Raw genomic sequence first — 24481 nt, forward strand, 5'->3', positions numbered from 1 at the left:
GCGTCCATATTTGGCAATGTGCGCCGTCGCGCGCAATTCGCTTCGCATCGCTTAGATTCCTCCGATGAAACAATTGGCGCGGAATGGGAAGCCCTTGAAACGAGTCGGAACGGGTCGTAAGAACCGCTGAAAAGCGCGCTTTCCTTCGTGCATCGGCAACGCCTGCACGGCGAGATGATTCGTCGTGCAGTACGTTGCGTCGCATGCCGAAACAGCCTAACGCCTTGGGCCCACGGCAGGCGGCGTGAAATCGACAACCTAGCGCCACGCGAGGCTCATCATGACCATTCATAGCAATTTAGGCTCGACCCGCTTTTCATCGCTGGCGCCTACGCCGCCGGCTGCGGCAAAACCCGCTACCTCCGCCAACGAGAACGCCAGTGCGCAGCCCCGCGAATCCGCGGCCGAGGCGTTGCCCTCGCTGCCGGCCGGACTCGTCGGGCACAACGTCAACACCACAGCCTGACGCAACGAGGCCCGTGTGTCGACCCCGAAAATGCCTGATCGCCTGATTCGTGTCGTTGCGTGGTTGACGCTCGGCGCGGCGCTGCTGCCGCTCGGCGGCTGCGCCGTGGCTGCGCTGCCGTGCCGGCTGACGTCGGCGACCCTGAAAATCATCCCGGTCGTCGGCCATGCCGCGGCCGCCCCGTTCGACATGTGTTCATCCGCCATCGACTGAATCATGACACTCAAACGGATTGCCCGCGTTCTCATGCTGCTCGGCGGCGCGGTCTCGTTGGCGACAGTCGTCGCATCGGCGCAAGCGCAGCCGCCATCTGCCGCGCTGGTGCGCGTGGCGAATGCGTCCGCTGCGGTAACCCGTGACAGCGCCGCCGATGCGCGGCGGCGTGCCCAGGACACACCGTTCGCTTTTCGCGGCGTGGCGCTCGGCATCACGCTCGACGAGTTTCGCGCGGGTTCGACCGTGCGTGCCACGCCGATCGGCAGCGTGCCGGTTTGCGAAACCGACGTGCAGGCCGGCGCGCTCGGTATGCGGCTGAAATCGCGCGACAGCCTGACGGTGGCCTGCCGCTGGGCGCATCGTGCGGATGACGGCTGGGCCGTCTCACGCGCGGTGGTGGACGGCGCGCCGGCGCTCGAACACGTGCTGCGTTTTGCGCGTGTCGACGGGCAGAGCGCGCTGCGTCTGTACGAGATTTCTTTCGTGATCGATGAGATCACCGCCGACGATTTGCGCGACGCGCTCGAAGATCGCTACGGCGCACCGCGGCTCGCGACGCAGAACGTCTCGGTCTCGGGCGCAATGCCGACCTATGTCTGGGAAAACGCGGTGAGTTCGATCACCTTGTGCTTTTTGCCGGGCACCCGCAACGGCACGCTCACCTATTTGCTGAAGGGCTCGGACGCGTGGGTGAAATCGGTGGTGCGGCAATGGCAGGCAAGCGGCGCCGAGGCGGGTTGATTGATGTCCAGGCTCCATGCGCGCTCACGCAGCGCCACTGCCGGTGTCGTTTCGACGGCGGCAGGTCCCATCCATCTCGCCAGGGAGCAGGCATGACTACGCTTCGTCTAACGGTCGCGCTCGGCGCGGCGGCTTGCCTCGCGGCTTGCGCGAGCAGCCAGAATTCGATCGTCGAAACGCCGATGGCGCCGCCGCTCGCGTCGGCTCCGCTTAACGTCAACACGCAAGGCGCGATCTATCAGGCGGGCATGCCGCTGCTGTTGTACGAAACCCCGCGTGCGCAACATATCGGCGACGTGCTGACGATTCGTCTCTCGGAATCGTATAGCGGCAACAACAGCGCCAACGCGGCGGCCAGCCGGTCGAGCAGCATCACCGCAACAGCTGCCGATCAGTCGACCAACGCGGCTGCGCGGCTCGCGCGACTCTTCAACATTGGCTCATCGAGTACGGACTACAAAGGGCAGGGTAGCCTCACCGACACCAGCGGCATGACCGGCACGCTGGCCGTCACGGTGATCGGCACGATGTCGACCGGTAACCTCGTGGTGTCCGGTGAAAAGATCATTTCGATGAGCGGCAATCGCGACCGCTTGCGCCTCTCGGGTATCGTCAATCCGAAGGATATCGAAGCGGGTAACTACGTCGCGTCGGGCAAGGTCGCGAATGCGCGTATCGAGCAGGCCGGTGTAGGGATGGTCTCCGACGCGACGACATTGGGCTGGCTGCAGAGAATGTTCCTGAGCGTTCTGACGTTCTGATTCTCATGCGGCGGTGCGGTGCGGTGCGCACCTCGCGCTGCCGCTTACGACAGCGGTGCCAGACTGCGCTCCGCAGCGCCGATTTCACCGTCCGGCACGAACACATAGCCGCGTCCCCATACCGTTTGCACATAGCGCGGCTCGGAGGGGTCCACCTCGATCAACCGACGCAAGCGCCAGATCGATACATCGAGACTGCGGTTGCGATGCGCTTCGCTATTGCCGTGCAGTTTCTCCAGCAATTGTGCGCGTGTCAGCACGGTCATCGCGTGAGTGACGAACACTTTCAGCATGGCGAATTCGCTCGAACGCAACGTGATGCGTTCGCCGTCGCGGCGCAACTCGCGCGCCGGAAAATTCACTTCGTAACGACCGAACCGGTATGGCGCGCGCTGTTCCGGCGCGCTTGGCGCGATCGCGCCGCGACGGCGCAGCACCGTGCGAATGCGCGCGACCAGCTCGCTCGGTTCGAAGGGCTTGCCGAGGTAATCGTCGGCGCCGAGTTCGAGGCCGATCACGCGATCGATCGGATCGGCGCGCGCGGTCAGCAGAATCACGGGAATATCGTCGCCGGCGACGCGCAACGCGCGCAGCGCGCTGATGCCGTCGAGCTCCGGCATCATGATGTCGAGCACCACCAGCGCGGGACGTTCGCTCTGCAAAGTACGCTGCAACGCCATGCCGTGTTCGAGCGTGGTGACCTTGAAGCCGCGCCCCTGCAGATATTCGCTGACGAGCTCTCGGACGACGGGGTCGTCATCGACGACCAGAATAGATTGGTTCATCAGGCCATCTTAGTGATCCATGCGTGCCGAGCAAAGCGCATCACGCTTTCGAATCCTTTCCCGTGTAAGAGAAAGCAAGCAGCCTGCGAACCTAGTTGGCCTGGGATGTCTGAATGGTTTGCATCGTCTGGCGCGCGAAATCGGTTTGATCGACCACCATCCGGTCGATCAAACCGTTGAGCTTGGTCGACGCCGACGAAAAACGATCCGTGTTGAGGCCGCCGGTCTGATAGCGCGCGGTGACGAGAATGCGGCCGCTCTGGACCAGCGTGAGATCGATGATCGAGAGGTATTGGATCGTTTCGTCGCTGAACGAGCGGCGGCCGTAGTCGATGGCGGCGTTGTAGACGAGACGCGCCTCGCAGCCGGCCGGCGAGGTGCCGGGGTTGTAGACGTCCGAATGAATGCCGCGCCGCTCGAGCGCGAGTTGCAGCGCCGGCACGAAGTCGCCCACCGAAACGTTCTGGTTCACTTCGATGCACACATGATGCAGATCCGCCGGCTTGCCGTTGATGAAGGTCGGCGACGAGTAATTCGCCGCGATCGCATAACCCGCCTGAATCACCGAGCCGGTGGCGTCGGCGGCCTGGATCAGTGTCCACGCGCAGCCGTTCAATCCCAGCGCGAGCGCGCCGGAAGCCGTGAGCCTCGCGCATGGCCGCCGCAGTCTGAACCAGGCGGCGCGCGTTCCCTTTAAGGTCCGCGTGAAAGCATCGGCGTGCGTGCTCGGCATGAAGGTCATGGGGCGGTGCCTGGTGGCGGTCAGAGGAGGAAACGGATCACGGCGCGGATCAGGACGGATTGCAACGGATCGCAGCGGACATGGCGGACACAGAGATCGCAGCGATCACAGCGATCACAGCCACGCTCAGCGCGTGATGCGCAGGCGCAGTTCGTTTTGCCCTTGCACGCTGGCTGTGACGTTCACGCGCCGCTCGGCGGTGGTCACGATGAAATGCTGGCGAGTCGGCGTGTTGATGTCGTGGACGACGTTCGGAAAGCAGGCAGCGATATCGGCGCCGAATTCCTCCAGCGGATCGCTGACGACGCCGTCGGCTTGCCAGTGTGCGCGCCAATGGCAGTCGTAGGCGTTCTTGTTCGCGCGACAGTCGTCCGCGTTGGCGAGGCCCGGCAATTGCGCGGCGGTCTGGGGCGGCAACTGCCGGAAATCGCGAGCGTCGACGATGTGCGTGAGCGCGGGGCACACGTCCGCCGGCTCGTTGGCTTGCGTGGTTTGTGCCGCGTGAGCGACGCTCGTGAGCAGCAGCGCCGCGCCGAAAGCGAGCGCGAAGCGCCGGGTCAAAGGATGGGAGCAGCGATCGAATGACATGTGCGAAGAGTCCAGTAGCAGTGAATGACGTGCGGACAGGACGTGGTCCGGTCCGCACGACTATCGTCGCTGCCAGCGAGCATCTTCAAAGCGCGGAACAGCTTGCCTGCTTCGCAAATGCTTTCTAACTGTTCTCGCGTGTTTCAGGATGTTGCGCCGGGTGGTGGTTCGCTGCGTGATGCGGCGACTTCCGTGCGCGGGTGGATGGCCGAATCGATGCGACTCAGCCGAGCGTGAGACCGCCGTCGATGTGAATCACCTGGCCGGTGATGTGACGCGCTTCGTCGCTGAGCAGGAAGGCGATTAGCGCGGCGATATCCGCAGGTTCGGCGACATGGCCGAGCGGCGTTGCTTCGGCGGCGCGTGTCCAGACAGATGCATTATCGGCACTCGGGCCGCGATCTTTACGGGTGTAGCCGGGCGCCACGCAATTGACCGTGACGCCGTGTTGCGCCAACTCTGCTGCTGCGGTTTTTGCCAACGATTCGAGCGCGGCTTTCGCGGCCGCGGTGGCGGCAAACGGCGTATCCGCGCGATAGCGGTGCGCGACGAACGAACTCAGAGCGACCACACGACCGCGCTTCGAGGTTTCGAGCGCGGGCGTCGCGCGTTTGACCAGCGCGGCGAACGCGGCCGGCATTGTTGCGAAAGCGGCGGCGAAGGTGTCGGGGTCGAGGGCATGCAGCGACTGACGTTGTGCATGGCCAGCGTTGGCGACCAGTTGATCGAGTGCGCCGAAGCTCGCCAGCGTCTGGTGGATGACGTGGTCCGCCGCACCGCGTTCGGCGAGATCGGCGAACACCGTCGCGCACTGCGCGCCGTTCGCGCTGCAATCCGTGGCGACGTGTGCGAGACGCTGACGCGCTTCTTCGTCGGCGCCTCGGGCGTGCAGCATCAACGCCGTGCGCGGACCGGCGATGCGCCGCGCGAGCGCCGCGCCGATGCCGGAGCCCGCGCCGGTGATCAGCACGACGCGGTCGAAGCCGGCATGGTGTACGTCGCGTGCATCGTCGATCGTGGCCGTGGTATCCACGCTGCTTGCGTCGCTCATGCCGCCCGTGCCGCTCATGCCGCGACCGGTTCGCTCGAGCGTTCGACGTCGAGCGTCTCTTCGTGGTACGCCGCCAGCGATTCGCGATGCGCCACGCTCACGATCGCCGCCTTCGGCAGCCGTTCCGTGAACAGGCGATACAGACGCGCCTCGTTCTCCGCGTCGAGCGCGCTGGTGGCTTCGTCGAGGAACAGGTAGTCGGGCTTGTGCAGCAACACGCGTGCGGCGGCAAGGCGCTGTTGTTCGCCCGGCGACAGAATCCGGGTCCAGTGTCCCGATTCCTGCAGCCGGTCGGTGTACTCCGACAGATGGCACGTGACGAGCGCTTCGCGGCACTCTTCGTCGCTGTAGGTGTCGGCCGAGGACGGGTAGGTGAGCGCCGCCTTGAGCGTGCCGATCGGCATGTAGCTGACTTGCGGGATGAACATCATGCGAGCGTTGACGGGCGCATCGATCGAGCCGTCGCCGAACGGCCACAAGCCGGCCAGCGCACGCATCAAGGTGCTCTTGCCCGAACCCGACGGCCCGCGCACCAGCCAGCGCGAACCCGGCTGAATCGCGATATCGCGGATACGCGACAGCGGATTGCCGTTGGGCAGCGCGAGGGTGAGGCCTTCGGTGGAGAGCTTGTCCGCGTCGACGAAATGCAGGTTGATACCGCCATGCGCGGTGGCCGGCGAGACCGACTCTTTCATATGCGAAGCGTGCACGACCCGCTTGAATTCGCGCAGACGATTCACGGTAGCGCGCCAGTCGACCAAACTGCCGTAACTGTTGATGAACCATGAGAACGAATCGCTGACGGTGCCGAACGCCTGCTGGATCTGCATCAGCACGCCGAACGTGAAGGCGCCGGCGAAGTAGCGGGGCGCCGCCACCACGAGCGGGAAAATGATCGCGATCTGGCCATAGAAGCTCAGTACGAAACTCAGGCGCTTGGTGTACTTCATCACGCGCCACCAGTTGTCGCGAATCCGCGCGAAGATGCCTTGAGCATTGGCTTTCTCCGTGTCCATGCCGTCGTAGAAGGCGATCTGTTCGGCGTTTTCGCGCACGCGGATCAGGCCGAAACGGAAGTCAGCCTCGACGCGCTGTTGCTGGTACGTGATCGAGACGAGCGGATGGCCCAGCTTGTGGATCAGATACGAACCGCCGAGAGCGTAGAGTGCCGCGACCCACACCATGTAGCCCGGAATCACGAGCGGCATGCCGCCGAGCGTCACGGTCAGCGCGCCGGCCAGACCCCACAGAATGGTGATGAACGACACGAGCGTGACGACCGTCGACAGCAGATCGAGCGACAGCGACAGCGTGCTGGTGGCGAACGACTGCAGGTCGTCGCTGATCCGCTGGTCGGGGTTGTCGGCGAGGCCGTCGCGTTCGATGCGGTAGAACGCACCTTTGCCGAGCCATTCGTCGAGATACTCGTTGGTGAGCCATTGACGCCAGCGGAAGCCGAGCATCTGGCGCAGATACCGGCCGTAGACGAACAGGATGATCATCGGGAAGACGATCAGACAGAACACGACCATCAGGTGCGGAAAGTCGCGAACGTTCTTGCTTTGCAGGGCGTTGTAGAACTGCCCGCTCCACGTATTGAACTTGACGTTCAGCCAGACGCTGGTGAGGTTGATGGCGATGATCGCGACAAGAAGGCTCCACGCCACCTTCCATTCTTTCGAAACCCAGTAGGGTTTGATCAGCGTCCACGCGGTGATCTTTTCGTCCGGCGGTAGCGCGGGGCTGGCAGAGGTATTGGGTGTCATGAGCATCCTGAAGTAGTGCTGGCCTTCGTGCCTGGGCGTCGTGCTCGACGAACGCTCGTCCGGCGAGCGTCCGATTCTGGCGCGCGGCCCTTAAGCGAAAATTAATTTCGGCGCAGGCCATGCGCCGTGGCCGCCGTGGCGCGGGCGGCGATGAGCGCCGTCCTGGCCGTGTTCCCGCAGCATCCGGTCTGTGCATTGTGCCAGAGCGCCGCCGTGGCTCACACCGATCGCGCCGAAGATGGTGCCGGATCGGATCCCGCTCGGCGGCGCCGGCCGCTGGTTTGCGGGTGCCGCGCCTTTTATGGTCTAATGGACTTCGACGAAACAGGGGTGCTTCGCCCACAGGCGGCGTGATTTTCACGCCACGGCGGCGAGGCTGAGAGAGACCCTTTGCACCCGATCCGGGTAATACCGGCGCGGGAAGTTTCCGGAAGACACCCGTCTTCCATGCCCCGCCGGGCGGCGTCCGTTATGCGAACGCAGATTGCCCGGCCGGCCTCACCCGCCGGTTTCGTCCTGGGTACGTGCGTTTTTTCGGCCGTACGGAAAGGACTCGATGACCGCCAACTGTTCAACTATGTGTTTTGCTCTTCGCCGCGTAGCCTTCGGCGCGCCGTACCGTCTTGCTCCGGCCTGCCGTCGTGAAACGGAGTTCGTGCGATGAACCGTGCAGCACAACCCGATTTCGCGGTGCTCGGCGGTGGTCTGAGCGGTCGGCTGGTCGCGTGGCGGCTCGCTGGTCTTGGGCATCGCGTGGCGCTTTACGAGCGTGGCGATGCGGCCGGTTCGCAGGCTGCCGCGTGGGTGGCCGCGGCCATGCTGGCGCCGCTCGCCGAAGCCGCCAGCGCCGAACTGCTGATCACCCGCCTCGGCGCAAGCTCGCTCGATACCTGGCCACGATTGCTGGCCGAATTGCCCGAACCGGTCTTTTTTCAGCGCAATGGCACGCTGGTCGTCTGGCATCACGCCGACCGCACCGAGGCGCCGCTGTTCGAGCGCCGGGTGCGCTCGAATGCCCCGGCTGATTTACTGGACGGCGGCTTCGTGACGCTGGCCGGCGCGCAGATCGGCGCGGCCGAGCCGGCCTTGGCCGGACGCTTCAACCAGGGCTGGCTGTTGCCGCGCGAGGGTCAACTGGACAATCGTCAGGTGCTGGCCGCGCTCGCCGCGGGCCTCGCCCAACGCGGCGTCGAGACACACTGGAATACGCCGATCGACGATCGCGCGCTGCCCGCCGCGCGCGTCACGATCGATTGTCGCGGTCTCGGCGCGAAGCCCGTGCTGCCCACGCTGCGTGGTATTCGCGGCGAAGTCGCGCGCGTGCATGCGCCGGGTATCAATCTGACGCGTCCGGTGCGACTGCTGCATCCGCGTTACCCGCTTTATATTGCGCCGAAGCAGAACGATCTCTACGTGATCGGCGCGACCGAAGTGGAGGGCGAGGACATGTCGCCGGTCAGCGTGCGCTCGGCGCTCGAACTGCTGAGCGCGGCGTTCTCCGTGCATCCGGGCTTCGGCGAGGCCCGTATCCTCGAACTGAATTCGCAGTGCCGCCCAACCTTGCCGGACCACCGTCCGGCCTTGCTGTGGGATGGCGCGCAGACACTGCGCGTGAACGGCCTGTACCGGCACGGCTACATGATCGTGCCCGAAGTCGCCGACGAAGCCGTGCGCTTCGCCGCGGCGCTGCTCGACGGCCGTATCGGCGACGCCGATGCGTTCGCCGACTGGCAACGCGACGCGCGCTGGAGCGAGCTTTTTCAACTGGATTCCGCGCGGGAGCCGGCCTGAGCGTGGCGTCGCGAGACGCCGTGCGCGAAGCCGCTTTCGCCATCGACTGAACCGTATTTGAACACCATGGACATTCATATCAATCAGAAGCCGTTGTCGCTGCCCGAAGGCGCGACGGTTGCCGATGCGCTCGCCGCATTCGGCGCGCGTCCGCCGTTCGCGGTCGCGCTGAACGGCGATTTCGTCGCGCGTACCCAGCATGCGGCGCGCGCGCTGCAAGCGGGCGACAAGCTCGATGTCGTGCAACCCGTGGCCGGCGGTTGATGCCGCCACGCCTTGCCGGAGACTAATGATGCAAATGACTTCCCCCCAAAGCGCCGACGCGCTCACGCTGTACGGCCAGACCTTCGCGAGCCGCGTGCTGCTTGGCACCTCGCGTTATCCGTCGCTGCAGTCGCTGTCCGATTCGATCGACGCAGCGCGGCCCGGCATGGTGACCGTCGCGCTGCGCCGGCAGATGAACGAAGGCGGTGCCGAAGCCGGCTTCTTCGATCTGCTCAAGCGCCACGGCGTGCCGCTTCTGCCGAACACGGCGGGCTGCCTGACCGTCGGCGAAGCGGTGACTACCGCGCACATGGCGCGTGAAATCTTCGACACCGACTGGATCAAGCTCGAACTGATCGGCGACGACTACACGCTGCAACCCGACCCGGTCGGTCTGATCGAAGCGGCCGCGCAACTCGTCAAGGACGGCTTCAAGGTGCTGCCGTATTGCACGGAAGACCTGGTGATCGGCCGTCGACTGCTCGACGCCGGTTGTGAAGCGCTAATGCCGTGGGGCGCGCCGATCGGCACCGGCAAGGGCGTGATCAATCCGTACGGCCTGCGCGTGTTGCGCGAGCGTCTGCCGGACGTGCCGCTGATCGTCGACGCGGGTCTCGGCGTGCCGTCGCATGCGGCGCAGGTGATGGAGTGGGGCTTCGACGGCGTGTTGCTGAACACAGCAGTCTCCCAGGCGACGCACCCGGACGCGATGGCGCGCGCTTTCGCGCTGGGTGTCGAAGCCGGCCGCCAGGCTTATCTGGCGGGACCGATGGCCGAGCGCGAAAGCGCGCACGCGAGTACGCCGGTGGTCGGCATGCCGTTCTGGCATCAAGACGGGAGCGCGGCATGACGCAAACACTGACTCTGAAAGATCGCGACCTGTTCTGGCCGCCCGCCGACGAACTCACCGAAGCCGCGGAACGCATCCGCGCGCGGCTCGGCGACTGGCCGCCGACCCACGCACCGTGGCGCATCTGCCTGAGTGCACCGAACGATCTGAACGGTGGCGACCTGGTCGTGATCGCCGATGCGCAGGACCACGGCGAGCAGATGGCACGCTGGCTGGTGCAGGGCGCGGGCGTGATCGAGGCGTCGCAAAACAAGGCCACCTTGCATCTGGGCGGCGAGAAATACCGCCTTGAAGGTCATCTGGCCGAAGACTGGATCGCTGCGCTGGCCGCGTTCCTGGATTGCGGTTTCGATCCGCACGACGCGCTGGTGCTGGCGCTCGCGTGGCGCGATGGCGACGAAACCCGCGCCGCCGACGCTTTCCCGACCGACATCGCGCATTTCCCGCGCCTCGCCGGTTTGCCGGACGCGCCGGCTCAGCCGTTCGCGCGTTGCCCGGACCGGCTTGGCCTGTATCCGGTGCTGCCGACGGCGGAGTGGGTCGAGAAGGTGGTGGGCTTCGGCGTAAAGACGGTGCAGTTGCGCCGCAAATCGGCTGAACCGGCTGACGAACTCAAGCGCGAAATCGCCCGTTGCGTGGCGGTGGGCCGTCAGCACGACGCTCAGGTGTTCATCAACGACCACTGGCAGGCCGCGCTCGACGCGGGCGCTTACGGCGTCCACCTTGGCCAGGAGGATGTGCATACGGCCGACCTGTCTGCATTGGCCAACGCCGGCATCCGCCTCGGTCTGTCGACGCACGGGTTCTACGAGATTCTGAAAGCGCTGCATTTCCGTCCCAGCTACATCGCGTTGGGTGCGGTGTTCCCGACCACCACCAAAGTCATGCCGACCGCTCCGCAGGGCCTGCGGCGTCTGGCACGCTACGTGCGCCTGCTCGACGGCGTCGTGCCGCTGGTGGCGATCGGCGGGATCGATCTGCAAGTGCTGCCTCAGGTACTGGCGACGGGCGTCGGCTGCGCGGCCGTGGTGCGGGCGGTGACGGAAGCGGCCGACCCGGCTGCCGCCGTTACTGCGCTGCAACATGCGTTTACGCAATAATCGTCACGTTTGGTAAAGGGGCAGGGCACCTCCACGGCAACTTTTGCACGGTGGCCCTATAATTCGGCCTTCCGCGTAAAAGGACTGTCAGTTTCGTGTCTTCCAATCCCGAGACCTTACTCGAGCTGCGTGACGTCGACTTCGGTTACGGCGACCGGCTCGTTCTGTCGAACCTGAACCTGCGCTTCAAGCGCGGCCAGGTGGTCGCTGTCATGGGCGGCTCGGGGTGCGGCAAGACCACGGTGCTGCGCCTGATCGGCGGTCTGGTGCGCGCGCAGCGCGGCCAGATTCTGTTTCAGGGCCAGGACATCGGCCAGCAAACGCGCGACGGCCTGTATGCGCTGCGCCGCAAAATGGGCATGCTGTTCCAGTTCGGCGCGCTATTCACCGACATGTCGGTGTTCGAAAACGTCGCCTTCGCGCTGCGTGAGCACACCGATCTCCCCGAAGAACTGCTCCGCGATCTCGTTCTGATGAAACTCAACGCGGTCGGCCTGCGCGGCGCGCGCGAACTGCTGCCGTCGGAGATTTCGGGCGGCATGGCGCGGCGCGTGGCGTTGGCGCGCGCCATCGCACTCGACCCCGAACTGATGATGTACGACGAGCCGTTCGCCGGCCTCGATCCGATTTCGCTCGGCATCACCGCGAATCTGATTCGCGCGCTGAATCAGGCGCTCGGCGCCACGTCGATCCTCGTCACGCACGACGTGCCGGAGTCGTTCGCGATTGCCGATTACGTATATTTCCTCGCCAACGGCGGCGTGCACGCCGAAGGCACGCCGGCCGAATTGCGGGCGTCGACGGATGCCACGGTGCGCCAGTTCATCGACGGCGCGCCGGACGGCCCGTTCAAATTCCACTATCCCAGCAAGACGCCGCTCGCGGCGGACTTCGGCATCGGCGGAGGCCAATCATGATCAGTGCGATCGGCCGCTCGGTGATCGGCGGGCTCGGCACGGCCGGCTATGCCACGCGTTTCTTCTTCCGTTTGCTGCTGGAATTTTTTCCGCTGTTGCGCCGTCCGCGGCTTGTCACGAAGCAGATCCACTTCGTGGGTAATTATTCGCTTGTGATCATCGCCGTGTCGGGGTTGTTCGTCGGCTTCGTGCTTGGATTGCAGGGTTACTACACGCTGAATCGCTACGGTTCCGAGCAGGCCTTGGGGCTGCTGGTGGCGCTGTCGCTCGTGCGGGAACTCGGACCGGTGGTCACGGCGCTGCTGTTCGCCGGCCGCGCGGGCACCTCGCTCACTGCCGAAATCGGTCTGATGAAAGCGGGCGAACAACTCACCGCGATGGAAATGATGGCGGTCGACCCGGTCAAGGTCGTGGTCGCGCCGCGCCTGTGGGCGGGCATCATTGCGATGCCGGTCCTTGCTGCGATTTTCAGTGCGGTCGGCGTGTTCGGTGGCTATGTGGTGGGCGTGCTGCTGATCGGCGTCGATTCCGGCGCGTTCTGGTCGCAGATGCAAGGTGGCGTCGATGTCTGGCGCGATGTCGGTGCCGGCGTCGTCAAGAGTGTGGTGTTCGGCCTCGCGGTGACGTTCGTGGCGCTGTTTCAGGGCTATGAAGCCAAGCCGACGCCGGAAGGTGTGTCGCGTGCCACGACCAAGACGGTCGTGTATGCGTCGCTCGCGGTGCTCGGCCTCGATTTTCTGCTGACCGCATTGATGTTCAGCTAAGACTGCGCCGTACGTTTTCCGCCGGCGGCGCGTCGATGCACGCGCCCGGCGGGCAGCGGCGACGGCGTGGCGGATTCACTTTGGGATGACGATGAAAAAGACTGCTCTCGACTTCTGGGTCGGCCTGTTCGTAGTGTTGGGTTTCGTGGCGCTGCTGTTTCTCGCGCTGAAGGCCGGCAACATGAGCTCGTTGTCGTTCCAGGCAACGTATCCGGTCAAACTCAAGTTCGACAATATCGGCGGCCTCAAGGCTCGCGCGCCTGTAAAGAGCGCGGGCGTGACGGTGGGCCGCGTCGAGTCGATCGGTTTCGACAGCAACGCGTATCAGGCTGTCGTGACGATCGACCTGGACAAGCAATACCAGTTTCCGAAGGACACGTCGGCCAAGATTCTGACCTCGGGTCTGCTCGGTGAACAGTACATCGGGCTCGAACCCGGCGGCGACACCGAGATGCTCAAGGCGGGCGACACGATCTCGATGACGCAATCGGCCATCGTGCTCGAAAACCTCATCGGACAATTTCTGTATAGCAAGGCCGCGGATTCGGGCGCGTCCAAGCCGGGCGCAGCGCCGCCGGCTGCGCCCGCAGCAGCGCCCGCGCCGGCGGTTGCGGCGCCGGGTGTCGCGGCCTCGGGCGTAGCGGCGTCCGGCGCCGCCGCCCAATAAGGAGAACAAGAAAATGCAGACCACACAAAACGGGGGCGCGCGCGCGTTCCAGACGGCCAAACTTGCGCTCGCGGTAGCGCTGCTGGCCGGTTGCACGACCGTGCAGACACCGACCAAGGGCGACCCGCTCGAAGGCCTGAACCGCACGATCTTCACTGTCAACGACAAGCTCGATCAGTACGCGCTGAAGCCGGTTGCCAAGGGCTACGTGTGGGCGACGCCGCAGCCGGTGCGCGACAGCGTGACGAACTTCTTCTCGAACATCGGCGACGTCTACATTGCGGCGAACAACCTGCTGCAGTTGAAGATCACCGATGGCGTGGAAGACATCATGCGGGTGGTGATCAACACGGTGTTCGGTGTCGGCGGCCTGTTCGACGTGGCGACGCTTGCCAGGCTGCCCAAGCACGACAACGACCTCGGCCTGACGTTGGGTCACTATGGCGTGCCGGCGGGTCCGTATCTCGTGCTGCCGCTGTTCGGGCCGAGCACCGTGCGCGACGCAGTGGGCTCGATCGGCAACTACTACGTGAATCCGCTCAGCTACATTCATCCGGATGGTCTGAGCTGGGCGCTGTATGGTCTGAACGTGGTCAACACGCGTGCCAACCTGCTGAACGCGAGCGACGTGCTGGAAGGCGCCGCGCTCGACAAGTACTCGTTCGTACGTAACGCGTATCTGCAGCGTCGCGAGTATCTGTTGTCGGACGGCAAGCAGTCGCAGTCGCTGCCGAACTACGGCGACGAAGCCCCGCTGCCCAAGTATGACGATGTCGACAGCGGCGCAGCCGCGCCGGCGGCCGGAGCGACCGGCACGGCCGGCGCCGCGGCGGGCACGCAAGCTGCTGCCAGATCGTCGGCGGCATCCGGTGCGGCCGCGGCGACGCCGCCGCAAGCGGCATCGGCGGCAGGCGCGAATGCGGCGGCTCCCGAGGCCGCTTCCGGCAGTTCCGAATCGCCGCCGCTGGACCTGAACGGCGGCCCTGAAACGACGCAGATTCCGGCTGGGCAGCTGGTGCCGCCTTCGCGTTTCAACTTCCCCTCATTCAAATTGCGCTGATCGTACGGCCGTAACAGTTCGACACGACTCTCGCAGTTTGCGCGTGGATTACCGCTGAACTCGCGTGTTAATGTCGGCTCAAACGGTTGCACTATTTTTAAGGCTAAGCTCGAAATGAAAAAATTCTTCCTGATTCCGTTGTTCGCTGCATTGTTCTCGTTCGCCAGTGCCGGCGCATCGGCACAAGCGGTCGATTCCAATTCGCCGGACGGCATGATCAAGACGGTTACGCAGCAAGTGATCGACGCGGTTCGCAGCGACAAGTCGATCCAGCAAGGCGATATCTCGCACATCACCAGGCTCGTCAACGAAAAGATTCTGCCGTACACGGATTTCCGCCGCACCACGCAACTGGCGATGGGCCGCAACTGGCGCAGCGCCACGCCCGAACAGCAGAACCAGATCGTCGACCAGTTCAAGATGCTGCTGATCCGCACGTACTCGGGCGCGCTCGCTCAAGTTCGCGACCAGCAGATCCAGTACAAGCCGTTCCGCATGAACCCGGACGACACCGACACGGTGGTGCGCTCGGTCGTGATGAACAACGGCTCGCCGATCGAACTCGACTACCGTCTGTACAAGACGCCGCAAGGCTGGCGCGTGTATGACATCAACGTGCTCGGCGCATGGCTGATTCAGGCGTATCAACAGCAGTTCAACGAGCAGATCCAGCAGAAGGGCGTGGACGGACTGATCCAGTTCCTCACGCAACGCAACCAGCAACTGGCTGCGGGCAAGGCGTCGTGAGCGACGTGCTGAGCCCGGTCGCGGACCGCTTCGAATGCGGCGCGACACTGACCCACGAGAGCGCGAAGGCCGCGCTCGAGGCGGGTCTGCAACGGATCGCTGCGGGCGCGAACGGGGTCGACTGCGCGCCGCTCGCGCAGTTCGATTCGTCCGCGCTGGCGGTTCTGCTCGCGTGGGAACGGGCCGCGCAGGCGCGCGGCTTTCACTTCGAGATCGTCAATTTGCCGGCTGGTCTCGCCAGTCTCGCGCATGCCTACGGCGTCGATACGCTGATCGGTTGACTCGAGTTGGCGCTTTAGCGCTTACTCCGGTCCCACGCAGCTTCGTTGTATGGGACGACATTGACGCTCTGAGCGCGTCACCTTCAATCCTCTCCGCTCAGATGGGGCTGTCGATTTTTGCCCTATAATCAAACGTTTTTTGGGGCACTTAACCGGCCCCAATTCCGTCCTCCCAGCACTTGTGCGCCCCTCCCGGGGCCTCTATAGGCGCCGCGACGCACGCGGCCCACAGTCATGTCAGCCATAGAAATTCGTAACGTCAAGAAGCGCTACAAGGATTTGCAAGCGCTCAAGGGCGTCAGCCTCACGGTGGAAGAAGGCGAGTTCTTCGGACTGCTCGGTCCGAACGGCGCGGGCAAGACGACGCTCATCAGCATCCTCGCAGGTCTCGCGCGTGCCGACGAAGGCAACATCGCCGTACGCGGCCACGACGTCGTCAGCGATTTTCGCGATGCGCGCCGCTCGCTCGGTGTAGTGCCGCAGGAACTCGTGTTCGATCCATTCTTTACCGTCCGCGAAACGTTGCGCATTCAGTCCGGCTACTACGGGCTGCGCAATAACGACGCGTGGATCGACGAGATCATGGCCAATCTCGACCTCACCGACAAAGCCGACGCCAACATGCGCGCGCTGTCGGGCGGCATGAAGCGTCGCGTGCTGGTCGCGCAGGCGCTGGTTCATCGGCCGCCGGTGATCGTGCTCGACGAGCCGACCGCGGGCGTCGACGTCGAATTGCGTCAAACGCTGTGGAAATTCATTTCGCGCCTGAATCGCGAAGGTCACACTATCGTGCTGACCACGCATTATCTGGAAGAAGCCGAATCGCTGTGCGACCGCATCGCGATGCTGCGGCGCGGGGAAGTGGTCGCGCTCGAACGCACCAGCACGCTGTTGCAGCGCTTTGCCGGCATGCAATTGTTCCTGCGTTTCGCGCAGGGCGCGTTGCCGGCTGAATTGCGCGCGCTCGAAGTGGAAAGCGGCCCGGGCAACGGCAATGGCCGCCAGCATCTGCTGCGCCTCGCGAGCTACGACGACGTCGAGAAAATTCTCGCGCAGTGCCGCGCGGCGGGCTGCACGCTGGAAGAAATCGAGGTCCGCAAGGCCGATCTCGAAGATGTGTTCGTTCAGGTGATGAACGGTCCGGAAGTGATCGAGGGGCTGGCATGAGCGGTTTTCGTACGCTGTTTTATAAAGAACTGCTGCGGTTCTGGAAGGTCGCATTCCAGACCGTGCTCGCGCCGGTCATCACCGCGCTGCTGTATCTGACGATTTTCGGCCACGCGCTGCGCGGCCACGTGCAGGTCTATCCGGGCGTCGAATACACGAGCTTCCTGATTCCAGGCCTCGTCATGATGAGCGTGTTGCAGAACGCGTTTGCGAACAGTTCGTCTTCGCTGATCCAGTCGAAGATCACCGGCAACCTGGTGTTCGTACTGCTGCCGCCGCTCTCGCACTACGAGATGTTCGGCGCCTACGTGCTCGCGGCGGTCGCGCGTGGGCTGGCGGTCGGCTTCGGCGTGTTCATCGTGACGATCTGGTTCGTGCCGGTCAGCTTCAACGCGCCGCTCTACATCGTCGCGTTCGCCATTCTCGGCGCGGGAATTCTCGGCACGCTCGGCCTGATCGCCGGCATCTGGGCCGAGAAATTCGATCAGCTCGCCGCGTTCCAGAACTTTCTGATCATGCCGCTCACGTTCCTCTCGGGCGTGTTCTACTCGACGCACACACTGCCGCCGGTATGGCGCGAAGTGTCACGGCTGAATCCCTTTTTCTACATGATCGACGGCTTTCGCTACGGTTTCTTCGGGATGTCGGATATCGATCCGCTCGCGAGCCTGGCGATCGTTGCCGGTTTCTTTGTGGTGCTGGCCGTGATCGCGATGCGCATGCTCGCGTCCGGCTTCAAACTGCGCCACTGACAGGAGCTTCTCTCATGTTGCCGACTCCCGAACAGGTCAAGCAATACATCGCGGCTGGACTCGCTTGCCAGCATCTCGAAGTCGAAGGCGACGGTCAGCATTTCTTTGCGACCATCGTTTCGCCTAGCTTCGAAGGCAAGCGTCCGATTCAGCGCCACCAACTCGTGTATGCGGCGCTCGGCGACCGCATGCGCGAAGAAATCCACGCGCTCAGCATGAAGACGCTGACGCCCGCCGAATGGCAGAACGCGTAATCTGGAAATTTAGTGCGAATTACTCAAGAAGGGCGCGACGCCGGTAGCGGCGCGTCGAACACAGTCAAAGCAGCCCCGGCCGAAGTTCGGGGCAATCAGGAAGTGACAGGCATGGATAAACTCGTCATTGAAGGTGGCTACCCGCTGTCGGGTGAAGTGGTCGTCTCGGGTGCGAAGAACGCGGCGTTGCCGATCCTGTGCGCGGGCCTGCTCAGCGCGGAGCCGGTGCATCTGGATAACGTGCCCGATCTGCAGGACGTGCGTACGATGCTCAAGCTGCTCGGCCAGATGGGCGTGCGCATCGAGAGTGGCGAAGGACGCGTGTCGCTGGACGCGTCGAAGGTCGATAACGTCGTCGCGCCGTACGAAATGGTCAAGACCATGCGCGCGTCGATCCTCGTGCTCGGTCCGCTGGTGGCGCGCTTCGGCCACGCCCGCGTGTCGCTGCCGGGCGGCTGCGCGATCGGTGCGCGTCCGGTGGATCAGCACATCAAGGGCCTGCAGGCGATGGGCGCCGAGATCACCATCGAACACGGCTTCATCGAAGCGCGCGCGAAGCGTCTGAAGGGCGCACGCATCGTCACCGACATGATCACCGTGACCGGCACTGAAAACCTGCTGATGGCAGCGGTGCTCGCCGAAGGCGAAACGGTCATCGAGAACGCGGCGCGTGAGCCGGAAGTCGGCGATCTGGCGCATCTACTGGTCGCGATGGGCGCGAAGATCGAAGGCATCGGCACCGATCGCCTGGTGATCCAGGGCGTCGACAAGCTGCATGGCGCGAAGCACACGGTGATTCCCGATCGTATCGAAGCCGGCACGTTCCTGTGCGCGGTGGCGGCTGCCGGTGGCGACGTCACGTTGCGCAAGGTGCGTCCGCTGATTCTCGAAGCAGTAACCGAAAAGCTGCGCGAAGCCGGCGTCACGATCGAAGAGGGTGACGACTGGATGCGCGTGCGCATGGACAAGCGTCCGAGCGCCGTGACGTTCCGCACGTCCGAATACCCGGCGTTCCCGACCGACATGCAGGCGCAGTTCATGGCGCTGAACACGATCGCGGACGGTACCTCGCAAGTCGTCGAAACGATTTTCGAGAACCGCTTCATGCACGTGCAGGAATTGAACCGCCTCGGCGCGAGCATCACGGTCGACGGCAATACCGCGCTCGTAAGCGGCGTCGATAAGCTGTCCGGCGCCATGGTGATGGCCACCGACCTGCGCGCGTCCGCGAGTCTCGTGATCGCCGCGTTGCGCGCCGAAGGCGAAACGCTGATCGATCGCATCTATCACCTGGATCGCGGTTACGACCGGATGGAAACCAAGCTCACCGCGATCGGCGCCAAGGTGCGCCGCGTGTCGGGGAGCCAGGCATGAGCGCGATGCCGCAAACGTCGTCGTCGCCGGCGGTGAACGCGCCGCTTACGCTGGCTTTGTCGAAAGGGCGTATCTTCGAAGAGACGCTGCCGCTGCTGGCGGCGGCCGGCATCGAAGTGACGGAAGACCCGGAAACCTCGCGCAAGCTGATCCTGCCGACCACGGACTCGAACGTGCGCGTGATCATCGTGCGCGCAACCGATGTGCCGACTTACGTCGAATACGGCGCAGCCGACTTCGGCGTGGCGGGTAAGGACGTGCTGCTCGAACACGGCGGCAGCGGTTTGTATCAGCCGGTCGATCTGGAAATTGCGCATTGCCGCATGTCGGTCGCGGTTGCGGCAGGTTTCGATTATGCGAACGCGGTGCGCCAGGGCGCCCGTTTGCGCGTGGCCACGAAATACGTGGAAACCGCGCGCGAGCACTTTGCGGCCAAGGGCGTGCACGTCGACCTCATCAAGCTATACGGTTCGATGGAACTCGCGCCGCTGGTCGGTCTGGCCGACGCGATCGTCGATCTGGTGAGTTCGGGCAACACCTTGCGCGCCAACAATCTCGTCGAGGTGGAGGAGATCATGGAGATTTCGTCGCGCCTCGTGGTGAACCAGGCGGCGCTGAAGCTCAAGCGCGCCGCGTTGCGGCCGATCCTCGACGCGTTCGAACGCGCGTCGAAGGCGGGCTGAAAAGCGGGCCAAGCGGCCCGATCGTTGTTAGTGTGACCACGCTGTAGCCTTACCGGAACGGATACCCGTATGTCTATCAAGATTCGCAAACTCGATTCCACTGCTCCCGGCTTTCATCAGTCGCTGCACGCGGTGCTCGCTTTCGAGGCGAGCGAAGACGAAGCAATCGAGCGCTCGGTCGCGCAGATTCTGAGCGACGTGAAGGCGCGTGGCGACGCGGCGGTGCTCGAGTACACGAACCGTTTCGACCGGCTCGAAGCAAAAAGCGTCGACGCGCTCGAATTGCCGATGGCCGAGCTCGAAGCCGCGCTGGAAGGGCTCGAGCCGAAGCGCCGCGCAGCGCTCGAAGCGGCGGCGGCGCGCGTGCGCGGCTACCACGAGAAGCAGAAGATCGAATGTGGCAGCCATAGCTGGCAGTACACGGAAGCCGACGGCACGGTGCTCGGCCAGAAGGTCACGCCGCTGGATCGCGCGGGTATCTATGTGCCGGGCGGCAAGGCGGCGTATCCGTCGTCCGTGTTGATGAACGCGATTCCGGCGCGAGTGGCCGGCGTGCGCGAAATCGTCATGGTCGTGCCGACGCCGGACGGCGTGAAGAATCCGCTGGTGCTGGCCGCCGCGCTGCTGGGCGGCGTGGATCGCGTGTTCACGATCGGCGGCGCGCAGGCAGTGGCGGCGCTCGCCTACGGCACGGCAACGGTGCCCGCGGTCGACAAGATCTGCGGGCCGGGCAATGCGTATGTCGCGTCGGCCAAGCGCCGCGTGTTCGGCACGGTCGGTATCGACATGATCGCCGGTCCGTCGGAAATCCTGGTCTTGTGCGACGGCACCACCGACCCGCGCTGGGTCGCAATGGACCTGTTCTCCCAAGCCGAGCACGACGAACTCGCGCAATCCATCCTGCTGTGCCCGGACGATGCATTCATCGCCCGCGTCCACGATGCGATCAACGAATTGCTGCCGACCATGCCGCGCCGCGACGTGATCCGTACGTCGCTGGAAAATCGCGGCGCGCTGATCAAGGTGCGCGACATGGCGGAAGCCTGCGCGATCGCCAACGAAATCGCGCCGGAGCACCTCGAAATCTCCGCGCTGGAACCGCATCAATGGGGCCAACTGATCCGCCATGCCGGCGCGATCTTCCTCGGCCGCTACACCAGCGAAAGCCTCGGCGACTACTGCGCTGGACCTAATCACGTCTTGCCAACGTCTCGTACCGCACGGTTCTCGTCACCTTTGGGCGTCTATGATTTCTTCAAGCGTTCGAGCGTGATCGAAGTGAGCGCGGAAGGTGCGCAGACGCTCGGCGAAATCGCTGCCGAACTTGCGTACGGCGAGGGTTTGCAGGCGCATGCCCGCAGCGCCGAATACCGGATGCGGCACAACGGTGAACGCGGCTAAGCGCCGCCGATCGCGGCAAGCCTGAAATCGGTATAGGAACGCGGGGGCATCGAACCGATACCCCTTCGATTCCAGCGACGGATTGCGCCCGCTGCGCCGTTCAATAACGAGAACACAGACCAACCTGGGACGGCTCCCTAGCCGCCATTGCCAGGCCGGCGCCCCTCTCGCGGCCCGGTCCACTGACCTATGACGACACCTCAAGACATTATTCGCCGCGACGTGCTCGCGATGACGAGCTATCCGGTTCCGGACGCGACGGGCTACATCAAGCTCGACGCGATGGAAAATCCGTTCCCGCTGCCGCCGGTACTGGCCGCGCATCTCGGCGAGCATCTCGCCGGCGTCGCGCTGAACCGCTATCCGGCGCCGCGTCCCGAAGCGCTGATCGAGAAGATCAAGCGGGTGATGAACGTGCCCGCCGGCTGCGACGTGCTGCTCGGCAACGGTTCGGACGAAATCATCAGCATGGTGTCGGTGGCGTGCGCCAAGCCGGGCGCCAAGGTGCTCGCGCCGGTGCCGGGTTTCGTGATGTATCAGATGTCGGCGAAGCTGGCGAATCTGGAATTCGTCGGCGTGCCGCTCACGGCCGATTTCACGCTCGACACCGAAGCGATGCTCGCGGCGATCGCCGAGCACCAACCGGCCATCGTCTATCTGGCCTACCCGAATAACCCGACTGGCACGCTGTTCGACGACGCCGACATGGAGCGCATCATCGCCGCGGCCAGCAAGAGCCTGGTGGTGATCGACGAGGCGTATCAGCCGTTCGCGCAGAAGAGCTGGCTGCCGCGCGCCGATGCGTTCGACAACGTCGTCGTGATGCGCACGGTGTCCAAGTTGGGCCTCGCCGGGATTCGCCTCGGGTATCTGGTCGGCAAGCCGGCCTGGCTGACGGAATTCGACAAAGTGCGGCCTCCTTACAACACCAATGTGCTGACGCAAGCCGCCGCCGATTTCCTGCTCGACCACGTCGACGTGCTCGACGCACAAGCCGCGCAATTGCGCGAAGAACGCACGAAACTGGCCCACGCCGTGGCCGAACTGCCCGGCGCCGAAGTGTTCCCGAGCGCCGGCAACTTCCTGCTGGTGCGGGTGCCGGAGGCCTCGGTTCTCTTCGAAACGCTGCTCGCAGCGCGGGTTTTGATCAAAAACGTGAGTAAAATGCATCCATTGCTGGCCAATTGCGTGCGTTTGACCGTCGGTTCTCCCGAAGAAAACGCCCAGTTGCTCGCCGCACTGAAACTCGTGCTGCACTGAACGGCGTGCCGAATGGCCGCGTGAGCGCTTTTCCGTCACAGCGGAAAAGCGCGCGCGGCCGGCTCGTTTTCCCCTCCCACCTACCTATCGCTTTCTAGCTCGATTCGAGGAATTACCATGCGCCTTGCGGAAGTCGTTCGCAACACCAGCGAAACGCAGATCCGTGTGAAGATCAATCTGGACGGCACCGGTCAGCAAAAGCTGGCCACCGGCGTGCCGTTTCTGGATCACATGCTCGACCAGATTGCACGGCATGGATTGTTCGACCTCGACATCGAAGCGCATGGCGACCTGGAAATCGACGACCACCATACGGTCGAAGACGTCGGTATCACGCTAGGCCAGGCGGTTGCCAAGGCGATCGGCGACCGCAAGGGCATCGTCCGCTACGGTCATTCCTACGTGCCGCTGGACGAAGCGCTGTCGCGCGTCGTGATCGACTTTTCCGGCCGTCCGGGCCTTGAATTCCACGTGCCGTTCACGCGTGCACGCATCGGCACGTTCGACGTCGACCTGTCGATCGAATTTTTCCGCGGTTTCGTGAATCACGCCGGCGTCACGTTGCATATCGACAATCTGCGCGGCCTGAACGCTCACCATCAGATGGAAACGGTGTTCAAGGCATTCGGACGTGCACTGCGCATGGCCACCGAAATGGACGCACGCGCGGCGGGGCAGATTCCGTCGACCAAGGGCAGCCTTTAAGCGACGCCTCAGCCCGCTCATTTAACAGGACCGGGACGGGCGCCGCTAGCGCTTGCGCTCCGTGTGCAATGGACATTCTGAAGTCGTTTATTTCGCTGCTGGCGCTGATCAATCCGGTCGGCGCCATTCCGTTCTTCATGAGCCTGACGGCGCATCAAAGCGACGTCGAGCGGCGTAGAACGATTCGGATCGCGGCGATTTCGGTGTTCTGCGTGATTGCGGTGACCACGCTGCTCGGTCAGCAGATCATCAGCTTCTTTGGTATTTCAGTCGGCTCGCTCGAAGTGGGCGGTGGGATCATCATGCTGCTGATGGCGATCAACATGCTCAACGCGCAGATCGGCAACAGCCGCTCGACGCCGGAAGAGCGCCACGAAGCCGAGCAGAAGGACAATATCGCGGTCGTGCCGCTGGCGATTCCGCTGTTGACCGGCCCGGGCGCGATCAGCACCACGATCATTTATGCGGCCGGTTCGGCGCACTGGTACGACCGGATCAGCCTGGTCGGCATCGGCGCGGTGCTGGCGGCGATCTGCTTTTTTTCGCTGCGTTTGGCCGAACCGATTGCCCGCTGGGTGGGTCGCACGGGTATCAATATCGGCACGCGGCTCATGGGTTTGATGTTATCGGCGCTGGCGGTGGAATTCATCGTCGATGGATTGAAGGCATTGCTGCCTAACTTGAAATGAAAACTTCGATAGCGATTGTGGATTACGGAATGGGCAACCTGCGTTCGGTCGCCCAGGCATTGCGCAAAGCGGCGCCGGAAGCGGATGTGGCGATCGTCGACCGGCCGGAAGCGATCCGCGCGGCCGACCGCGTGGTGCTGCCCGGCCAGGGCGCGATGCCCGACTGCATGCGCAGTCTCGGCGAGTCCGGCCTGCAGGAAGCGGTGATCGAGGCCTCGCGCAGCAAGCCGCTGATGGGCGTATGCGTCGGCGAGCAGATGCTGTTCGACTGGAGCGCCGAGGGCGATACGCCGGGTCTGGGCCTGCTGCCCGGCAAGGTGCTGCGTTTCGACCTCGAAGGCCAGATTCAGGACGACGGTTCGCGCTTCAAGGTGCCGCAGATGGGCTGGAACCGCGTGCGTCAGGCGCAGCCGCATCCGCTGTGGGACGGCGTCGCGGACAACGCCTTCTTCTATTTCGTGCATAGCTATTACGTTCGGCCCGACAATGCCGCCCACACCTCGGGCGAAACCGTGTACGGTGTCCCCTTTACCTCGGCGGTGGCGCGGGATAACATCTTCGCGACCCAATTCCACCCGGAAAAGAGCGCCGAAGCGGGGCTGCGCGTGTATCGCAACTTCGTGCACTGGAACCCGTGAG

The 24481-nt window shown here is 64.1% G+C and carries 29 protein-coding genes and 1 riboswitch; of the genes, 24 read left to right on the forward strand and 5 right to left on the reverse strand.

The annotated features are described in order from the left end of the window. Positions 1 to 280 precede the first annotated feature (280 nt). The 4 genes from FQ705_RS03335 to FQ705_RS03350 all read left to right on the forward strand — a co-directional run bounded on the left by FQ705_RS03335 (position 281) and on the right by FQ705_RS03350 (position 2184). A complete protein-coding gene (locus FQ705_RS03335; protein WP_144138003.1) occupies positions 281 to 466 on the forward strand; it encodes a hypothetical protein in 186 nt (61 codons plus the stop codon). 30 nt (positions 467 to 496) lie between these two features. Continuing rightward, positions 497 to 679, forward strand: a complete 183-nt coding sequence (locus FQ705_RS03340; protein WP_186307772.1) for a DUF6726 family protein — start codon at positions 497 to 499, stop codon at positions 677 to 679. Between the two features lie 3 nt (positions 680 to 682). Then, a complete protein-coding gene (locus tag FQ705_RS03345) occupies positions 683 to 1423 on the forward strand; it encodes a hypothetical protein (protein WP_144138005.1) in 741 nt (246 codons plus the stop codon). A 92-nt stretch (positions 1424 to 1515) separates the two neighbouring features. After that, a complete protein-coding gene (locus FQ705_RS03350) occupies positions 1516 to 2184 on the forward strand; it encodes a flagellar basal body L-ring protein FlgH (RefSeq protein ID WP_144138006.1) in 669 nt (222 codons plus the stop codon). Positions 2185 to 2228: 44 nt separating this feature from the next. Here the strand turns inward: FQ705_RS03350 and FQ705_RS03355 are convergent, their stop codons facing one another. From FQ705_RS03355 to FQ705_RS03375, 5 genes are all read right to left on the reverse strand, one after another. Beyond that, positions 2229 to 2969 (reverse strand): response regulator, encoded by a 741-nt coding sequence (locus FQ705_RS03355; RefSeq protein WP_144138007.1) that lies wholly within the window; start codon positions 2967 to 2969, stop codon positions 2229 to 2231. Positions 2970 to 3060: 91 nt separating this feature from the next. Continuing rightward, positions 3061 to 3711 (reverse strand): hypothetical protein, encoded by a 651-nt coding sequence (locus FQ705_RS03360; protein WP_144138008.1) that lies wholly within the window; start codon positions 3709 to 3711, stop codon positions 3061 to 3063. 126 nt (positions 3712 to 3837) lie between these two features. Then, positions 3838 to 4299: a hypothetical protein gene (locus FQ705_RS03365; RefSeq protein ID WP_144138009.1), complete on the reverse strand. Its 462-nt coding sequence runs from the start codon at positions 4297 to 4299 to the stop codon at positions 3838 to 3840. 223 nt (positions 4300 to 4522) lie between these two features. Next, the gene (locus FQ705_RS03370) at positions 4523 to 5350 is read right to left on the reverse strand and encodes an SDR family NAD(P)-dependent oxidoreductase (RefSeq protein WP_144138094.1); all 828 of its coding nucleotides are present in this window, start codon (positions 5348 to 5350) and stop codon (positions 4523 to 4525) included. Positions 5351 to 5364: 14 nt separating this feature from the next. Further along, entirely contained in the window at positions 5365 to 7116 is a 1752-nt protein-coding gene (locus tag FQ705_RS03375; protein WP_144138010.1) for an ABC transporter ATP-binding protein/permease, read from the reverse strand. 316 nt (positions 7117 to 7432) lie between these two features. After that, positions 7433 to 7556, forward strand: a riboswitch (TPP riboswitch). A 220-nt stretch (positions 7557 to 7776) separates the two neighbouring features. On the opposite strand from FQ705_RS03375, the gene FQ705_RS03380 reads away from it, so the two are divergent. The 20 genes from FQ705_RS03380 (at position 7777) to hisH (ending at position 24480) form a co-directional block, all read left to right on the forward strand. Beyond that, on the forward strand, positions 7777 to 8907 hold the full coding sequence (locus tag FQ705_RS03380; RefSeq protein ID WP_144138011.1) for an FAD-dependent oxidoreductase: 1131 nt from the start codon (positions 7777 to 7779) through the stop codon (positions 8905 to 8907). Between the two features lie 66 nt (positions 8908 to 8973). Beyond that, positions 8974 to 9171 carry a sulfur carrier protein ThiS gene (gene thiS / locus FQ705_RS03385; RefSeq protein ID WP_074265857.1) on the forward strand — a complete coding sequence of 66 codons (198 nt, stop codon included), beginning with the start codon at positions 8974 to 8976 and terminating at the stop codon, positions 9169 to 9171. A 34-nt stretch (positions 9172 to 9205) separates the two neighbouring features. Further along, positions 9206 to 10021: a thiazole synthase gene (locus FQ705_RS03390; protein WP_144138012.1), complete on the forward strand. Its 816-nt coding sequence runs from the start codon at positions 9206 to 9208 to the stop codon at positions 10019 to 10021. Further along, positions 10018 to 11121 (forward strand): thiamine phosphate synthase, encoded by a 1104-nt coding sequence (gene thiE, locus FQ705_RS03395; RefSeq protein WP_144138013.1) that lies wholly within the window; start codon positions 10018 to 10020, stop codon positions 11119 to 11121. The genes FQ705_RS03390 and thiE overlap by 4 nt, the downstream gene beginning before the upstream one ends. 95 nt (positions 11122 to 11216) lie before the next feature. After that, a complete protein-coding gene (locus FQ705_RS03400; RefSeq protein ID WP_144138014.1) occupies positions 11217 to 12038 on the forward strand; it encodes an ABC transporter ATP-binding protein in 822 nt (273 codons plus the stop codon). Further along, the gene (mlaE, locus tag FQ705_RS03405; protein ID WP_144138015.1) at positions 12035 to 12802 is read left to right on the forward strand and encodes a lipid asymmetry maintenance ABC transporter permease subunit MlaE; all 768 of its coding nucleotides are present in this window, start codon (positions 12035 to 12037) and stop codon (positions 12800 to 12802) included. Before FQ705_RS03400 ends, mlaE begins: the two co-directional genes overlap by 4 nt. Positions 12803 to 12893: 91 nt before the next feature. Further along, positions 12894 to 13469: an outer membrane lipid asymmetry maintenance protein MlaD gene (gene mlaD / locus FQ705_RS03410; protein WP_144138016.1), complete on the forward strand. Its 576-nt coding sequence runs from the start codon at positions 12894 to 12896 to the stop codon at positions 13467 to 13469. Positions 13470 to 13482: 13 nt separating this feature from the next. Further along, positions 13483 to 14529: a VacJ family lipoprotein gene (locus FQ705_RS03415; RefSeq protein ID WP_144138017.1), complete on the forward strand. Its 1047-nt coding sequence runs from the start codon at positions 13483 to 13485 to the stop codon at positions 14527 to 14529. Between the two features lie 114 nt (positions 14530 to 14643). Then, on the forward strand, positions 14644 to 15276 hold the full coding sequence (locus FQ705_RS03420) for a phospholipid-binding protein MlaC (protein ID WP_144138018.1): 633 nt from the start codon (positions 14644 to 14646) through the stop codon (positions 15274 to 15276). Next, positions 15273 to 15557: a lipid asymmetry maintenance protein MlaB gene (locus FQ705_RS03425; protein ID WP_144138019.1), complete on the forward strand. Its 285-nt coding sequence runs from the start codon at positions 15273 to 15275 to the stop codon at positions 15555 to 15557. The genes FQ705_RS03420 and FQ705_RS03425 overlap by 4 nt, the downstream gene beginning before the upstream one ends. Before the next feature lie 234 nt (positions 15558 to 15791). After that, on the forward strand, positions 15792 to 16724 hold the full coding sequence (locus FQ705_RS03430; RefSeq protein ID WP_144138020.1) for an ABC transporter ATP-binding protein: 933 nt from the start codon (positions 15792 to 15794) through the stop codon (positions 16722 to 16724). Then, complete coding sequence (locus FQ705_RS03435) at positions 16721 to 17476, forward strand: ABC transporter permease (RefSeq protein ID WP_144138021.1); 756 nt, start codon at positions 16721 to 16723, stop codon at positions 17474 to 17476. The genes FQ705_RS03430 and FQ705_RS03435 overlap by 4 nt, the downstream gene beginning before the upstream one ends. A 14-nt stretch (positions 17477 to 17490) precedes the next feature. After that, positions 17491 to 17730, forward strand: a complete 240-nt coding sequence (locus FQ705_RS03440; protein ID WP_007180203.1) for a BolA family protein — start codon at positions 17491 to 17493, stop codon at positions 17728 to 17730. Between the two features lie 111 nt (positions 17731 to 17841). Next, positions 17842 to 19104, forward strand: a complete 1263-nt coding sequence (gene murA / locus FQ705_RS03445; RefSeq protein WP_144138022.1) for a UDP-N-acetylglucosamine 1-carboxyvinyltransferase — start codon at positions 17842 to 17844, stop codon at positions 19102 to 19104. Next, positions 19101 to 19787, forward strand: a complete 687-nt coding sequence (gene hisG, locus FQ705_RS03450) for an ATP phosphoribosyltransferase (RefSeq protein ID WP_144138023.1) — start codon at positions 19101 to 19103, stop codon at positions 19785 to 19787. Before murA ends, hisG begins: the two co-directional genes overlap by 4 nt. Positions 19788 to 19856: 69 nt before the next feature. Next, positions 19857 to 21188: a histidinol dehydrogenase gene (gene hisD / locus FQ705_RS03455; RefSeq protein ID WP_144138024.1), complete on the forward strand. Its 1332-nt coding sequence runs from the start codon at positions 19857 to 19859 to the stop codon at positions 21186 to 21188. A gap of 189 nt (positions 21189 to 21377) precedes the next feature. Further along, on the forward strand, positions 21378 to 22448 hold the full coding sequence (gene hisC / locus FQ705_RS03460) for a histidinol-phosphate transaminase (RefSeq protein ID WP_144138025.1): 1071 nt from the start codon (positions 21378 to 21380) through the stop codon (positions 22446 to 22448). 117 nt (positions 22449 to 22565) lie between these two features. Then, on the forward strand, positions 22566 to 23153 hold the full coding sequence (gene hisB / locus FQ705_RS03465; RefSeq protein WP_144138026.1) for an imidazoleglycerol-phosphate dehydratase HisB: 588 nt from the start codon (positions 22566 to 22568) through the stop codon (positions 23151 to 23153). A 68-nt stretch (positions 23154 to 23221) separates the two neighbouring features. Next, positions 23222 to 23842 (forward strand): MarC family protein, encoded by a 621-nt coding sequence (locus tag FQ705_RS03470; RefSeq protein WP_144138027.1) that lies wholly within the window; start codon positions 23222 to 23224, stop codon positions 23840 to 23842. Next, positions 23839 to 24480, forward strand: a complete 642-nt coding sequence (gene hisH, locus FQ705_RS03475; protein ID WP_144138028.1) for an imidazole glycerol phosphate synthase subunit HisH — start codon at positions 23839 to 23841, stop codon at positions 24478 to 24480. Before FQ705_RS03470 ends, hisH begins: the two co-directional genes overlap by 4 nt. The last annotated feature ends 1 nt before the right edge of the window (position 24481 follow it).

Source organism: Paraburkholderia sp. BCC1884, assembly GCF_900996225.1.
GTDB lineage: Bacteria > Pseudomonadota > Gammaproteobacteria > Burkholderiales > Burkholderiaceae > Paraburkholderia.

What these genes read in the sequence shown, in the direction of transcription:
- FQ705_RS03335 (WP_144138003.1), top strand. Translation starts at nt 281, where the DNA reads ATGACCATTCATAGCAATTTAGGCTCGACCCGCTTTTCATCGCTGGCG.
- FQ705_RS03340 (WP_186307772.1), top strand. Translation starts at nt 497, where the DNA reads ATGCCTGATCGCCTGATTCGTGTCGTTGCGTGGTTGACGCTCGGCGCG.
- FQ705_RS03345 (WP_144138005.1), top strand. Translation starts at nt 683, where the DNA reads ATGACACTCAAACGGATTGCCCGCGTTCTCATGCTGCTCGGCGGCGCG.
- FQ705_RS03350 (WP_144138006.1), top strand. Translation starts at nt 1,516, where the DNA reads ATGACTACGCTTCGTCTAACGGTCGCGCTCGGCGCGGCGGCTTGCCTC.
- FQ705_RS03355 (WP_144138007.1), bottom strand. Translation starts at nt 2,969, where the DNA reads ATGAACCAATCTATTCTGGTCGTCGATGACGACCCCGTCGTCCGAGAG.
- FQ705_RS03360 (WP_144138008.1), bottom strand. Translation starts at nt 3,711, where the DNA reads ATGACCTTCATGCCGAGCACGCACGCCGATGCTTTCACGCGGACCTTA.
- FQ705_RS03365 (WP_144138009.1), bottom strand. Translation starts at nt 4,299, where the DNA reads ATGTCATTCGATCGCTGCTCCCATCCTTTGACCCGGCGCTTCGCGCTC.
- FQ705_RS03370 (WP_144138094.1), bottom strand. Translation starts at nt 5,350, where the DNA reads ATGAGCGACGCAAGCAGCGTGGATACCACGGCCACGATCGACGATGCA.
- FQ705_RS03375 (WP_144138010.1), bottom strand. Translation starts at nt 7,116, where the DNA reads ATGACACCCAATACCTCTGCCAGCCCCGCGCTACCGCCGGACGAAAAG.
- FQ705_RS03380 (WP_144138011.1), top strand. Translation starts at nt 7,777, where the DNA reads ATGAACCGTGCAGCACAACCCGATTTCGCGGTGCTCGGCGGTGGTCTG.
- thiS (WP_074265857.1), top strand. Translation starts at nt 8,974, where the DNA reads ATGGACATTCATATCAATCAGAAGCCGTTGTCGCTGCCCGAAGGCGCG.
- FQ705_RS03390 (WP_144138012.1), top strand. Translation starts at nt 9,206, where the DNA reads ATGACTTCCCCCCAAAGCGCCGACGCGCTCACGCTGTACGGCCAGACC.
- thiE (WP_144138013.1), top strand. Translation starts at nt 10,018, where the DNA reads ATGACGCAAACACTGACTCTGAAAGATCGCGACCTGTTCTGGCCGCCC.
- mlaE (WP_144138015.1), top strand. Translation starts at nt 12,035, where the DNA reads ATGATCAGTGCGATCGGCCGCTCGGTGATCGGCGGGCTCGGCACGGCC.
- mlaD (WP_144138016.1), top strand. Translation starts at nt 12,894, where the DNA reads ATGAAAAAGACTGCTCTCGACTTCTGGGTCGGCCTGTTCGTAGTGTTG.
- FQ705_RS03415 (WP_144138017.1), top strand. Translation starts at nt 13,483, where the DNA reads ATGCAGACCACACAAAACGGGGGCGCGCGCGCGTTCCAGACGGCCAAA.
- FQ705_RS03420 (WP_144138018.1), top strand. Translation starts at nt 14,644, where the DNA reads ATGAAAAAATTCTTCCTGATTCCGTTGTTCGCTGCATTGTTCTCGTTC.
- FQ705_RS03430 (WP_144138020.1), top strand. Translation starts at nt 15,792, where the DNA reads ATGTCAGCCATAGAAATTCGTAACGTCAAGAAGCGCTACAAGGATTTG.
- FQ705_RS03435 (WP_144138021.1), top strand. Translation starts at nt 16,721, where the DNA reads ATGAGCGGTTTTCGTACGCTGTTTTATAAAGAACTGCTGCGGTTCTGG.
- FQ705_RS03440 (WP_007180203.1), top strand. Translation starts at nt 17,491, where the DNA reads ATGTTGCCGACTCCCGAACAGGTCAAGCAATACATCGCGGCTGGACTC.
- murA (WP_144138022.1), top strand. Translation starts at nt 17,842, where the DNA reads ATGGATAAACTCGTCATTGAAGGTGGCTACCCGCTGTCGGGTGAAGTG.
- hisG (WP_144138023.1), top strand. Translation starts at nt 19,101, where the DNA reads ATGAGCGCGATGCCGCAAACGTCGTCGTCGCCGGCGGTGAACGCGCCG.
- hisD (WP_144138024.1), top strand. Translation starts at nt 19,857, where the DNA reads ATGTCTATCAAGATTCGCAAACTCGATTCCACTGCTCCCGGCTTTCAT.
- hisC (WP_144138025.1), top strand. Translation starts at nt 21,378, where the DNA reads ATGACGACACCTCAAGACATTATTCGCCGCGACGTGCTCGCGATGACG.
- hisB (WP_144138026.1), top strand. Translation starts at nt 22,566, where the DNA reads ATGCGCCTTGCGGAAGTCGTTCGCAACACCAGCGAAACGCAGATCCGT.
- FQ705_RS03470 (WP_144138027.1), top strand. Translation starts at nt 23,222, where the DNA reads ATGGACATTCTGAAGTCGTTTATTTCGCTGCTGGCGCTGATCAATCCG.
- hisH (WP_144138028.1), top strand. Translation starts at nt 23,839, where the DNA reads ATGAAAACTTCGATAGCGATTGTGGATTACGGAATGGGCAACCTGCGT.